Origin of the sequence: Brevibacillus jepli (assembly GCF_047229145.1) — a bacterium.
In the GTDB taxonomy this organism is placed as follows: Bacteria; Bacillota; Bacilli; order Brevibacillales; family Brevibacillaceae; genus Brevibacillus.
Genome location: NZ_JBFEFW010000002.1, coordinates 201,067 through 213,591, shown reverse-complemented (window position 1 = coordinate 213,591; position 12,525 = coordinate 201,067). Strand labels below are relative to the sequence as shown.

Sequence of the window (12,525 nt, the reverse complement as noted above, 5' to 3'; positions counted from 1 at the left end):
ACGTAACAAATCATTGGCATGGTAATTGCGATAGTCGATAGTAACGGTACGAAAAATGATAAGAACGGAGGAGCCAGCATGTTTCAAACCATCGCCATGGAAGACGAATTGAAGCTGTTCAAAAAATCGATTGAGGCCTTTGCCAAGAAAGAAATCGAAGGTCACTACAGCAAATGGGAAGAAGAAGGGATGTTCCCAAGAGAACTGTGGAATAAGCTGGGGGAGGCTGGCTTCCTATGCGTGGGCATTCCCGAGCAATACGGCGGTTTAGGAGCACCTATTTACTTCGAGGCGTGTATCATTGATGAATTCAGTAGACTCGGATACAACTCTATTTCCGGGGGACTCGCCGTTCACTCGAACATCGTCGCTCACTACCTGTTAAACTCCGGTACGGAAGCACAGAAAATGCATTACTTACCGAAGATGGCATCGGGGGAATACGTGGGTGCGATCGCAATGACTGAGCCTGGCGCCGGAAGTGACCTTCAGGGGATCAAAACAACCGCAATCAAACACCCGGAAACAGGTGAATACACCATCAATGGCTCGAAGACATTTATCTCCAATGGTCAGATGTTTGATTTTGTGATCGTTGTAGCCAAAACCAATCAAGAAGCTCCCGTTTCAAGAGGTACAACTCTTTTTATTGTGGATGCGACGACCACAGGCTTAACAAAAGGGAAAAACCTGAAGAAAATAGGCCTTCATTCTGCCGATACGTCTGAGCTATTTTTCGATGATGTTTGTGTGCCGCCTGGTCAAATCCTCGGTGCATTGGATGGTGGCTTTATCACCCTGATGAATGAATTGCCGCGGGAGAGGACGATCTTGGCAGTTGGTGCATGCGGGGCTATGGAGGGAGCTCTGGAGATCACAATTCAGTACCTGCATGAACGAGAAGCGTTCGGAAAACCACTCAGCAAGCTGCAGGTGATCCGTCATAAGATCGCCGAGATGGTAACCGAAGCAAAAGTGAATCGCGCGTTTGTGAATCAGTGCTTGGTCTTACTGGAGAAAAACCAGCTGTCAACAGCCGAGGCGAGCATGGCAAAGCTGTCGACGACAGAAGCACAATGCCGAGTGGTTGACGGATGCTTGCAGCTGTTTGGCGGCTACGGCTACATGGAAGAATATCCAATCTCCAGAGCATACACAGACGCGAGAGTCCAACGCATCTATGGCGGTACTTCCGAAATCATGAAAGAAATTATTAGTAAGGACATATTGGGAAAGTAGAGTAGGAGGTGTTGCTGTGGGGATTTTATCAGGATTGAAAATATTGGATTTCTCCACGCTCCTGCCAGGACCTTTTGCAACCATGATGCTTGCAGATATGGGAGCGGATGTGTTGAAAGTGGAATCACCTCATCGAGAGGATATGGCTAAACATTTGCCTCCAATGGATGGTGAGGTGTCTGCTACATTTGCCCATCTCCATCGTTCAAAACGTTCGTTAGCTCTCGATTTGAAAACGGAGGAAGCGAGAGAGGTCGTATACGAGCTGATCAAAGAGTATGACATCGTGGTCGAGCAGTTTCGACCAGGCGTTATGGACAGATTAGGCATTGGCTATGAAAAGCTGAAAGTGCTGAACCCTCGAATCATTTTCTGTTCGATTTCGGGTTATGGGCAGACAGGACCACTTCGGGATCGGGCAGGTCATGATATTAACTATTTATCGCTAGCAGGCGTTGCAAGTTATTCCTCCAGGAAAAATGAAGCCCCGGTACCTTCTGGGATACAAGTAGCCGATTTGGCAGGAGGCTCGATGCCAGCAGTCATTGGGATTTTAGCGGCCGTTTATCACCGGGAACGAACAGGAGAAGGTCAGTATATCGATGTGAGCATAACAGATGTGGTTTTTGCATTGAATGCCTTGTACGGTCCGGGGTATTTAGTCGGAGAGATAGAACCCGAGGCTGAATCGTTGCTTTTAAATGGCGGTCATTTTTACGACTATTACGAAACAAAGGATCAACGTTATTTCTCCGTCGGCAGTTTGGAACCGCAATTCCAAGCAAGATTATGTGAACGAATCGGTGATCCTCAACTATCTGACTTGGGCAACAGTCGTCGTCGAGATGATCAGCAAGCGTTCAAAGCACGTCTGTCGGAACTTTTCAAACAGAAAACATTCGCTGAGTGGGTCACGATTTTTAGCGATGATTTTGACGGCTGTGTCGAGCCTGTTCTGAAATTTTCAGAATCGGTCAATCATGCGCACATAAAAGCAAGAGAACTGCTTGTGTCTGTTCCAAAGTTACAGGGAGGCGAACAAAAACAGATTGCTTTTCCGATTAAGTTTTCTTCGCAACCCGCTGAGTACCGTTTTGCAGGTGTACAAACGGGAACGCATACCGAGGAGATTTTAAAAGAAGTTAGATTTCATCGAAGTAAAGGAAGAGGAGACGATCAGATATGAATGTACGAGATAAAGTAGCGATTGTAACAGGTGGCGCGTCAGGATTAGGATTAGCGACGGTAACCAGACTGGTCGAGAAGGGTGCTAAGGTGGTTATTTTTGATGTAAATGAAGCAAAAGCGAAGGAAGCTGTCGACCAATTGGGAGATGATGTCTGTTATGCATTGGTGAATGTAGCCGATGATGAATCGGTACAGCAAGGGATCAATGAAACGCTCGAAGCTTTTGGTGCCATACACATATGCGTAAACTGTGCAGGTGTCGGGACCGCAGGGAAAACCATTGGGAAAAAGGGCGTACTGCCTCTAGAGGCATTCACGAAAGTCGTCGGGATTAATTTGGTGGGTACCTTTAATGTATTGAGACTGGCTGCGAATGAGATGAAAAATAATGAGCCACTCACTGACTCGGGAGAAAGAGGTGTGATTATTAACACGGCTTCCGTTGCTGCCTTCGATGGACAAATGGGGCAAGCTGCTTACGGGGCAAGCAAAGCAGGCGTGGCAGGGATGACCTTACCGGTTGCACGTGACCTGTCTGAGTTCGGGATTCGTGTCAACACGATCGCACCTGGTTTGTTTCTGACACCCATGGCTGATTCTTTGCCCGAAACTGTAATGGCGAAGCTCGCGGAAAGCGTTGAATTTCCAAAGCGATTGGGGCGTCCATCAGAATATGCAGAGCTGGCAACATTCATCATGGAGCATGAATATATAAACGGCGAAGTCATACGTTTAGATGGCGGTATTCGGATGTCCCCACGGTAAAATTAGTAAGCCAAACAGGAGGTTAGTGATATGACGAACCAAGCAAATGTGATTGGTGTAAGCATGGTGAAATTTGAAAAGCCAGGTAAAAATGAACCCTATGAAGTCATGGCCGCAAAAGCAATTACGGGGGCATTGGCTGATGCTGGTATTACGCTTGCAGAAGTCGAGCAAGCCTATGCGAGCTACGTATATGGAGATAGCACATGCGGGCAAACATCATTGTATCAAGTAGGTATGACAGGGATACCGATCATAAACGTAAACAATAATTGCTCTTCAGGGTCAACCGCCCTTTACATGGCACGACAAGCAGTGGAAAGCGGCGCCTCTGAATGCGTGCTGGCGTTTGGCTTTGAAGAAATGCAACCGGGTGCGTTAGGGGAGCATTGGACCGATCGGACATCGCCTTTTCAATGGATTTACCAACGGTTTGATGAATTAAACCGTGAATTGCCTGAAGGACCCGTTGCTTTAAAAGTTTTTGCGGCGGCTGGTTCAGAGTATATCGAAAAATACAGAGCGAATCCTGATATTTTCGGAAAAGTAGCCGTGAAATCGAGGCAGCATGCGGTTAACAATCCATATTCCTTGTTTACAAAAGAGCTTCATTTAGACGAAGTGATGAATTCGCCTGTCGTATATCCAGGCTTAACAAGATTGATGGCGTGTCCACCGACATGTGGAGCAGCTGCGGTCATCGTATGCAGTGACAGCTTCGCCAAAAAGCATAACATTCATAAAACAGTGAAAATCATCGCCCAATCTATGGCCACGGATAAGCCGAATAGCACAAACAATAACATGCATCTAGTCGGCAGTGATATGACAGCTCGTGCAGCAGCGCAGGTTTATGAAAAAGCCGGACTCGGCCCCGAAGATGTCGATGTTGTAGAGCTGCATGACTGCTTTACCCCGAATGAAGTCATTACGTACGAAGGATTGAGACTTTGCGGGGAAGGCGAGGCAGAGAAGCTGATCAATGACGGTAATAACACGTATGGCGGTAAATATGTGGTCAATCCATCCGGTGGACTCATGTCAAAAGGACATCCGCTAGGCGCAACGGGATTGGCTCAATGTACGGAATTGGTCTGGCACTTGAGAGGGGATGCAGGTATTCGCCAAGTAGAAGGGGCGAAGATTGCGCTTCAGCACAACCTTGGTCTCGGTGGTGCATGTGTGGTCACTATGTATAGCAGGGGTTAATACATGAGATAGAGGAGGCATTTATTCATGAGAATGGTAAAAGGAAGCCCATCTACTTCGATGAATGACTATCAATTGAACACGACAACTCTGATACGTCATGCTGTGCGAAATTTTCCGGATCAAGAGCTTCTTTATCGCAGTAACAATCAGTTACATCGTTATACGTACAAAGATGCATACCAGCGCATGATGAAGGTAGCCAATTTTCTTGAAAATCAATTGGACTGCAAACCAGGTGACAAAATCGGCGTGCTAGATTGGAACTCTCAGCGGCATTTTGAACTATACTTTGCCATCCCTGGGATCGGCGCTACGCTTCTGCAAATGAATTTGCGCATTTCACCAGATGATCTATCCTATGTCACGAATCATAGTGAAGCCTCGTATATTTTTGTCGATGAGTCATTGCTGTCGGTAGCCGAAGCCATTGCTCCAAGCCTGCAAACAGTAAAAGGCTTTATCGTCATGTCAGATAAGCCCATGTCTGAAATCAAAACAACGTTGTCGCCAATCTATCACTATGAGGAAAGCATAAAGGAAGAGCCTGCCGAATATGACTGGCCAATAATCGAAGAGACGACCGCTTATAGTGCTTGTTATACATCGGGAACGACTGGCAGACCAAAAGGCGTCTACTATTCGCATCGCAACATCTATTTACACACCTTGACAGCCGCTAACTACTTTGGCGTTAACAGTCATGACTGCTTATTAGTACTTATTCCAATGTTCCACGCCCAATCATGGGGACTCGTGCAAATCTGTGTAATGATGGGTGCAAAAATGATTTTTCCTGGACGTTTTCAGGCAGACAACACATCACCACTTGTAGACTTGATGATTGCAGAAAGTGTAACGATTTCAGGGGGATCACCGGCTCTTTTACTCTCCATGCTTCACTATATTCAATCCTTAGAGAAAAAGCCGAATCTGAGTAAGGCAAGGCTATTATGCGGTGCATCAGAACCGCCAGTCTCCTTGATGAAAGGGTTTAAAGATTTGACAGGTGCGGAAGTGATTCATGCCTATGGCGGAACGGAAACGACGCCACTGGTTGCCATCAACTATCACTTGAATCCAACGCTACGCAATAAATTAACAGAGGATGAAATATGGGATTTACGACGAAAGCAAGGTCTGCCGGTATCAGGCATCGATATCAAGCTATGTGATCCAATAACAGGCGAGGAAGTCCTGCGTGATGGCAAATCAGTCGGAGAAATATGCCTAAGAGGCCCTTGGATTACAGGTGCTTACCACAATGCACCCGAACTTGAAAGCGGTTTTTGCAATGGCTACTGGCGAAGTGGTGATGTTGGTACCATCGACCAGTATGGATATGTAAAAATTGTCGATCGTATGAAGGATGTCATTAAGAGTGGAGGCGAATGGATATCCTCTATCGATATGGAGAATGCGTTAATGGGCCATCCCGAAGTATTGGAGGCAGTAGTCGTAGGCATCCCGCATGCCAAATGGCAGGAACGCCCTCTGGCGCTCGTTCGTCCCAAGGACAACAAAACCATTCCAAGAGAAGAGCTTGAGCATCTCTTGTACGAACATTTTGCGAAATGGCAGTTCCCGGATCAAATTCTTTTCGTTGAAGAGATACCGAAAACGAGTGTGGGTAAGTTTAACAAGAAAGACATTGTGAAGCAGTATGAGAATTTATACCTGGGGTCGGAGTCTGAGGAAATCGCGTCGTCATGACGCGTTTTTCCATGATATGTATTGAAATGAAAAAATGGTTGTGTTACACTGCAGTTAAATTAATGACAGGAGCTGAAAGGTATAATGGATTCTTTTCTTGCTTAAAAAATAAAACAGAAAAGCGATACCCATCGCATGTTTTATTCTTTCTATGCAAGAAAGTTACATTATCTTTTCACTCAATCAATATATCCTTATCTAACTCCTTTTTGAGTTGGATTTGCTGTATTTATTTGAGCTACAAGAGAGGGTGACTTTCTTGTAGCTTTTCTATTTTTATACAGGAGGATGATTGTATGTCATTAATCAATGTGTCAAACCTGACATTTGCCTATCCGGGCAGTTTCGATAATATCTTTGAAAACGTGAGCTTCCAACTCGATACAGATTGGAAATTGGGCTTTACAGGAAGAAATGGTCGAGGAAAGACGACCTTTCTCAACCTGCTGCTTGGTAAATATGATTACAGCGGAAAGATTAGTGCTCATGTCAACTTTGAATACTTTCCTTTCCCAGTCGAGAACAAAGAAAATCAGACGCTTGATATCATCGAAGACATTGTCCCAGACTATCAGCTATGGGAATTAATGCGAGAGTTCTCACTCTTAAAGGTCTCCGATGATGTCCTGTATCGTCCCTTTGAATCTTTGTCAAACGGCGAGCAAACGAAAGTGCTGCTAGCTGCCTTATTTCTTAAGGAAAACAGCTTTTTGTTAATTGATGAACCAACGAATCACCTCGACATGCATGCAAGGAAGCTCGTCAGTGATTATCTCCAGTCGAAAAACGGTTATATTCTGGTATCTCACGACCGAGCATTTCTAGACAACTGCGTAGACCACATCCTGTCCATCAACAAGACAAACATCGAGGTGCAAAAAGGGAGCTTCTCCGATTGGTGGGAAAATAAACAGAGACAGGATAACTATGAACTCGCTGAGAACGAGAAGTTAAAAAAAGACATCAAACGATTGTCGGACGCAGCCAAACGCACAAGCAACTGGTCGGACGCAGTGGAAAAGACGAAAAATGGGACATTAAATTCCGGTTCCAAAGTAGACAAAGGGTATATTGGCCACAAGGCCGCGAAAATGATGAAACGCTCCAAGTCGATGGAGCAAAGACAGCAATCCGCCATTGAGGAAAAATCGAAGCTGCTGAAAAACATTGAAAACCAGGATAGCTTAAAGATTGCACAGCTTGCTTATCATAAGAACCAATTGGCAGAACTGGAAAAGGTTTCGATTTCTTACGGAGAGAAGCTAGTTTGCTCAGATATCAGCTTTACGATTGAGCAGGGAGAGCGTATTGCGCTGTCAGGCAAAAACGGCTCTGGCAAATCTAGTATTCTCAAGCTCATTTGCGGGGAGAACATCGATCATTCGGGTACCTTCCGAAAGGGGAGTCAACTGAAAATCTCGTATGTTTCTCAAGACACCTCCCATTTAAAGGGTAATCTAACTGACTTTGCGCGAGACAACGGGATCGATGAAAGCTTGTTTAAATCGATTTTGCGCAAGCTGGACTTTTCCCGCGTGCAATTTGAGAAGGACATCTCCGCTTTTAGTGGCGGACAGAAGAAGAAAGTACTTATTGCGAAAAGTCTTTGCGAGAAAGTCCATCTGCATATTTGGGATGAGCCGCTAAACTTTATTGACGTAATTTCTCGCATGCAAATTGAAGAGCTACTGCTCGAACACTCCCCAACGATTCTTTTTGTGGAGCATGACAGGGAGTTCTGCAATAACATTGCTACGAAGATCGTTGAATTGTAGGACGAAAAGTCCCAAAAGAAGTAAGAAGGTGGGGAAAACCGTTTCGTTTTCCTCATCTTCTTTTTATGTATGAATGCCACAGGAACAAATAAGCAATCGAGAAGAAATCCCGAGAAGTGACATGTGGTAAATTTAGGTTAATAGATACGAAAGAGAGGTGAAGATTCGATGGGGAAAATAATTGCAAACGTAAGCAGCACGTTGAATAGTATCTTTACTGGGCCGACAGGAGATGAAGACAATATGGTAAGCTGGGCGTTGCCTGGCATCATGGATGCTACAGATGATGGTCTGGCGTTCTTCCAGAAGGCTGACGCAATCTTGATGGGGCGGGTCACCTATGAAGGTTTTGCGGGTTTTTGGCCGTTCCAAGAGGGGGATTGGGCTGATGCTATGAATAAGACTCCAAAGTTTGTAGCAACCAATAATAGTGAGTTTACGGAAGTTCACTGGGGGGACTACACCGATACCATTACACTCCTTCATTCTGATGTCATGTCGAAAATAAAGGAGTTAAAAGAACAAATACAGGGTGATATGATTGTTGCGGCAAGCGCAGGACTTGTTCAAAGTTTGATCAATGCTGCTTTGCTTGATGAACTCCGAATGATCTTTCATCCGGTCTTATTGGGCAGTGGCAAGCATTACTTTGACAACATTCATACACGTCACGATATGAAGTTGATAGAAACGAAGCTTTACGAAAAAAGCGGCTCAATGCTAATGCGATATGAGATCGTAAAATAGTGGGTAACAATAAAAGCCCAATTTCTCAATTTTTAACGGGAAATTGGGCTTTTTCATGTTGTTCTAATTCGTTCGTAATGCAGGGTACACGAAGGCTTTTAACGTAACGCCCGTAAAGGAACATCCAGAAGCCTTTGGATGACCGCCGCCCCCGTAATGCTGGGCGATCACAGACAGATCCACGTCTTCACGAATCGTTCGGAAGCTAATCCTGCCTTTCCCAGGATCGAGCATCGCGACGAAATCAATCATCTCCGCATTTTTACATAAGAAATTGCCAGTCGTGGAGTGATATTGTTCAAGGAATACCACGCCTACTTGATACGTTTTCGGCTCGTCTAAATCGATTTCTACGGGAATCAGCTTCATTTGCTTCAGCTTTTTTTGTTCAAATTCATCGATTCGTTTTTCTTCTGTATAGATGAGAATCGATTCTATTTCGTTAAATACGAACTGATCCGTATTGGCACCCTCACTACGCAAGCGTCCCAGCACATTTTGAACAAACGTTTCTCGTTCGACCATATAGAATAATATGTTCAGTTGATTGGCTTGAACAAGACCGGTTGCATCCCAGTCCCACGTATCAAAGGAACGAACCAGCTCCACATAGTCCGAGAGAACGCCTGTAGGAGCAAGATATCCTTGGCTTACCAGGTTAGCATAATAAAGGCTCGTTGCCGAGGTCTTTTTCCCCGATTCTTCCGTGATAACATTTGCCCATTCGTACTTGGAGGCCAATGGCAGGGCGGTTGGGTGATGATCGAGTAAAACAAACGCATGTCCCTGATCGACCTTTTTCTGAATGAGCGAAGCGACCTCGTCATTGACACTTACATCTGTAATCACGACATACATTTCGAGGGTAAGCTCTTCTTCTATGAACTTCTGTACTTCTTGATTGACAGTGTAAGGTGTCACTCCGCGCGAATCGACTTCTTGATTGGAAAAAGCAAGCTGACTCAGGATCGCACATGATACGCCATCCAAGTCCTTGTCACTGAAATGCACGATTTTTTGATGATTCATGAAGTGTCTCCTTTGGAAGATAACCGTCGTTCAAACGATCTTCCATCATTATTTCCCATTCTGCCTAGAATCAATAAGATGTGCTTTGAGAAGACATCAATTGGTGATTATTTGCAAACTTATATTCTATGTAATATAATTCATGGCGTGTTCGCGACATTTCGCGATCGCCCTTATTTCTATTAGTAAGTAGAAGCGTGGAGAGAATATGTAAAAGGTGGTCCTCAACATGAAAAAGTCTACATTGATCCCAGCTGCACTCCTGTTAGCAGTCCTAACTGCTTGTGGCAACACTCAGCCTGCAGAGCAACCAACGAATCAGAATCAACCGGCAACGGGCACCCAACAACCAGCAGGTGAAGCAACATCACCACAGCCTGAAGAAGCGAAAAAGGAAGAGCAACAAGTAATCGCTGCACCGCAAGAAATCGTGGTGTACAAGCAAGGGGAGAAAACATCCCTGAAGCCGGAAGATGATAAGTTCAAAGAAATTGTTTCGTTAATGAATAAGCGTTTTGAAACACCAGCGGATCAAATGCGTTTTGACGACAGCACGCAAGCGGTGGAGAAGGACAAGAAAGAGGCTTTGGCGGTTGAATTCAACTATGCTGAAGTAACGACAAACACATTGCCAGCAACTGTTGGTACAGATAACAAAGCGGAAGTAAAGGCGAAGACACTGTTCTTCGTATTGAGCGGAGACAACAAAAACCACATGTTTGATTCTGAGGATGGCAAAGCATATGGAACGGCACCGCTGCATTTGACCGAATCCACTGAACTGACCGAGCTGTTGAATAAGTAATCTACTGTATAACCGAACTACACCAGGCTGTCGAGAAATCGGCGGCCTTTTTGTATGATTTCATCAAGGAAAAACCCTCTTGATCTGGCAGAATCGATCGATCAAGAGGGCAGGGCAGCTATTTGTTTCGTTGATCAGGATCCGGTTGTACGATCGTAAGCTCCGTATCTCCATCTGTCTCCACCATGTGCTTAAGCATAGACAGCTTGTTGTTCCAAAACTGCTCGTAAAAGGAAAGCCACTGTTTTACTTCTGTCAGGGGTCCAGGATGTAACCGATATATTTTCTCGCGACCTACCTTATGACCCGTAACCAAATCTGCATCGGCAAGAATATGGAGATGCTTGACCACAGCAGTTCGGCTTATGGGGAAATGAGAGGTAATCGCCGAGATCGGCAATTCTTTTTCAGCCAGCAAGCGAAGTACTTCTCGTCGAGTAGGGTCAGCGATCGCTTGAAATACATCAACCTTTTCTGCTGAAGCAGACATTTAGCTTTCCACAACCTTTTTCAGACGTTCGTGAACAATACCAACCCAGCCTTGATTCATTCTGTCGCGGATCACAGCGCTCTTCTCGTTCGCTTTTCCAAGGATCTCATCTGCAGCTTTCCATCCGCCATGAATAAGGGTAAACTCCGTTTTGTCTCCAAGGTCTTTTAAGAGAAACGAGACTACCCAGCCGTCTGTATCCCAGGCAAAAGAAAGGCGATGAGGGGCTTCTACCTCCAGCACTTTACACGGCGAAGGGCCAAATGGGGATTGGATATGAAACTCATGACCAACCACTGGCTGGAAATCGTTGGGCATAAACCATGTAGAAATAGCTTCAGCAGTCGATACTTTTTCCCATACTTTTTGAATGGGCGCATCGAAAACGATGGTTTGTTTAATATCTTGTACTTGTTCCACAATAATCTCTCCGTTTCGTTACGTAAATATAACACCTTTTGGTTTTACTTCATGATGATATAACACCTTTTGGTATCATGTAAATGGTAATTTTCCTCCAATGACCAAAGCTTATGCAAAAATAAAAGGCAGCCTCAGAAATACGGAAGCTACCAATAGGTTGGGTAAAGTCATTCAATATTTCGTCATTCTCTAAATTGATTCGCTTGAGCTTGAAGTTCTTTCAAAAATTCTTTGCCTACAGCGGAAAAATATTGGTTTTTCAATTTGATGCAATAATAGGAGAACTGAGGTTCCTTGCCGATTACTGGCTTTACAATAATATCTTCTCGTTGAAAAAACGGATCGAATCGGGTAGTTAAATCTGATTCAAATCCTAATGCCAAGCCTTGTAGCAGGAAATGCTTTTTTGTTTCATAGTTTTGCGATTGTACCAGGAAATTGATTTTGTTAAATTCACCAAAAACATAAGCATGAAATTTTCTGGTGTCGTTTAGATTGGAGGTGGCGACAATCGGGTGCTTATATAAATCCTCCATGAACAGAACATCTTTATCAGCTAAGGGGTACCCTTTTCGAAAACAAACCATCATAGTGCTATCGATAATATGTGTGGCCGTAAGTAATTGGTTTTCTTCATGGGAAGAAGGAAAGGAGTAGATGATACCCAAGTCGGCATCACCGTTTAACACATCTTTTCGAACCTGAGAAAGATGTGTTTCTTTAATTTGTAGATGAACCTTCGGGAATTTTGTATTAATAGCTGCCAAGGTTTTCGGGATGATACTTCTACAGATGCCTGGGACAGTTGAGATGGATAGCTGTCCTTCGAGCTCGGAAGAATCACTTTTCGCCTCGTTCTTAAATTCCTCGATATGATTTAAAATTTCCTGCGCGCGCGTAATCAGCTTTTTTCCTGTTGGGGTTGGTTCTAATCCAGTTCGTGAGCGTTCAAATATTTTGACGCCAAGCTCTTCTTCTAAACTGCTGATCGCAAGGCTTATCCCAGGAGAAGAAACGAAGAGACGTTCAGACGTATTCGCAATGGAACCCGTCTTGGCTATTTCCGTTATGTATATCAGTTGCTCGATACGCATAGCTTCACCCCACGAAATTTTGATTAGTGTACAGAATGTCTTTTAGGC

Annotated in this window: 12 protein-coding genes; 8 read left to right on the top strand and 4 right to left on the bottom strand. The window is 44.5% G+C overall.

Annotation, left to right across the window (positions count from 1 at the left end; all coding sequences use genetic code 11):
- The first annotated feature begins 78 nt into the window (after nt 1–78).
- The 7 genes from AB1L17_RS03015 to AB1L17_RS02985 all read left to right on the top strand — a co-directional run bounded on the left by AB1L17_RS03015 (nt 79) and on the right by AB1L17_RS02985 (nt 8,636).
- Nucleotides 79–1,239, top strand: a complete 1,161-nt coding sequence (locus AB1L17_RS03015) for an acyl-CoA dehydrogenase family protein (protein WP_412844053.1) — start codon at nt 79–81, stop codon at nt 1,237–1,239.
- 16 nt (nt 1,240–1,255) lie between these two features.
- Nucleotides 1,256–2,425, top strand: a complete 1,170-nt coding sequence (locus AB1L17_RS03010; RefSeq protein ID WP_412844052.1) for a CaiB/BaiF CoA transferase family protein — start codon at nt 1,256–1,258, stop codon at nt 2,423–2,425.
- Nucleotides 2,422–3,192 (top strand): SDR family NAD(P)-dependent oxidoreductase, encoded by a 771-nt coding sequence (locus AB1L17_RS03005; protein ID WP_412844051.1) that lies wholly within the window; start codon nt 2,422–2,424, stop codon nt 3,190–3,192. The genes AB1L17_RS03010 and AB1L17_RS03005 overlap by 4 nt, the downstream gene beginning before the upstream one ends.
- Before the next feature lie 30 nt (nt 3,193–3,222).
- On the top strand, nt 3,223–4,401 hold the full coding sequence (locus tag AB1L17_RS03000; protein ID WP_412844050.1) for a lipid-transfer protein: 1,179 nt from the start codon (nt 3,223–3,225) through the stop codon (nt 4,399–4,401).
- 27 nt (nt 4,402–4,428) lie between these two features.
- A complete protein-coding gene (locus tag AB1L17_RS02995) occupies nt 4,429–6,114 on the top strand; it encodes a long-chain-fatty-acid--CoA ligase (RefSeq protein ID WP_412844049.1) in 1,686 nt (561 codons plus the stop codon).
- Between the two features lie 296 nt (nt 6,115–6,410).
- Entirely contained in the window at nt 6,411–7,889 is a 1,479-nt protein-coding gene (locus AB1L17_RS02990; protein ID WP_412844048.1) for an Lsa family ABC-F type ribosomal protection protein, read from the top strand.
- Nucleotides 7,890–8,057: 168 nt separating this feature from the next.
- Complete coding sequence (locus AB1L17_RS02985) at nt 8,058–8,636, top strand: dihydrofolate reductase family protein (protein WP_412844047.1); 579 nt, start codon at nt 8,058–8,060, stop codon at nt 8,634–8,636.
- Nucleotides 8,637–8,699: 63 nt separating this feature from the next.
- Here AB1L17_RS02985 and AB1L17_RS02980 read toward each other — a convergent pair whose 3' ends face one another.
- Nucleotides 8,700–9,665, bottom strand: a complete 966-nt coding sequence (locus tag AB1L17_RS02980) for a DHH family phosphoesterase (RefSeq protein ID WP_412844046.1) — start codon at nt 9,663–9,665, stop codon at nt 8,700–8,702.
- A 229-nt stretch (nt 9,666–9,894) separates the two neighbouring features.
- On the opposite strand from AB1L17_RS02980, the gene AB1L17_RS02975 reads away from it, so the two are divergent.
- Complete coding sequence (locus AB1L17_RS02975) at nt 9,895–10,470, top strand: hypothetical protein (protein ID WP_412844045.1); 576 nt, start codon at nt 9,895–9,897, stop codon at nt 10,468–10,470.
- A 118-nt stretch (nt 10,471–10,588) separates the two neighbouring features.
- Here the strand turns inward: AB1L17_RS02975 and AB1L17_RS02970 are convergent, their stop codons facing one another.
- From AB1L17_RS02970 to AB1L17_RS02960, 3 genes are all read right to left on the bottom strand, one after another.
- Nucleotides 10,589–10,960: an ArsR/SmtB family transcription factor gene (locus tag AB1L17_RS02970; RefSeq protein ID WP_412844044.1), complete on the bottom strand. Its 372-nt coding sequence runs from the start codon at nt 10,958–10,960 to the stop codon at nt 10,589–10,591.
- Nucleotides 10,961–11,380, bottom strand: a complete 420-nt coding sequence (locus AB1L17_RS02965; protein ID WP_412844043.1) for an SRPBCC family protein — start codon at nt 11,378–11,380, stop codon at nt 10,961–10,963.
- A gap of 185 nt (nt 11,381–11,565) precedes the next feature.
- The gene (locus tag AB1L17_RS02960; protein WP_412844042.1) at nt 11,566–12,477 is read right to left on the bottom strand and encodes a LysR family transcriptional regulator; all 912 of its coding nucleotides are present in this window, start codon (nt 12,475–12,477) and stop codon (nt 11,566–11,568) included.
- Nucleotides 12,478–12,525 lie beyond the last annotated feature (48 nt).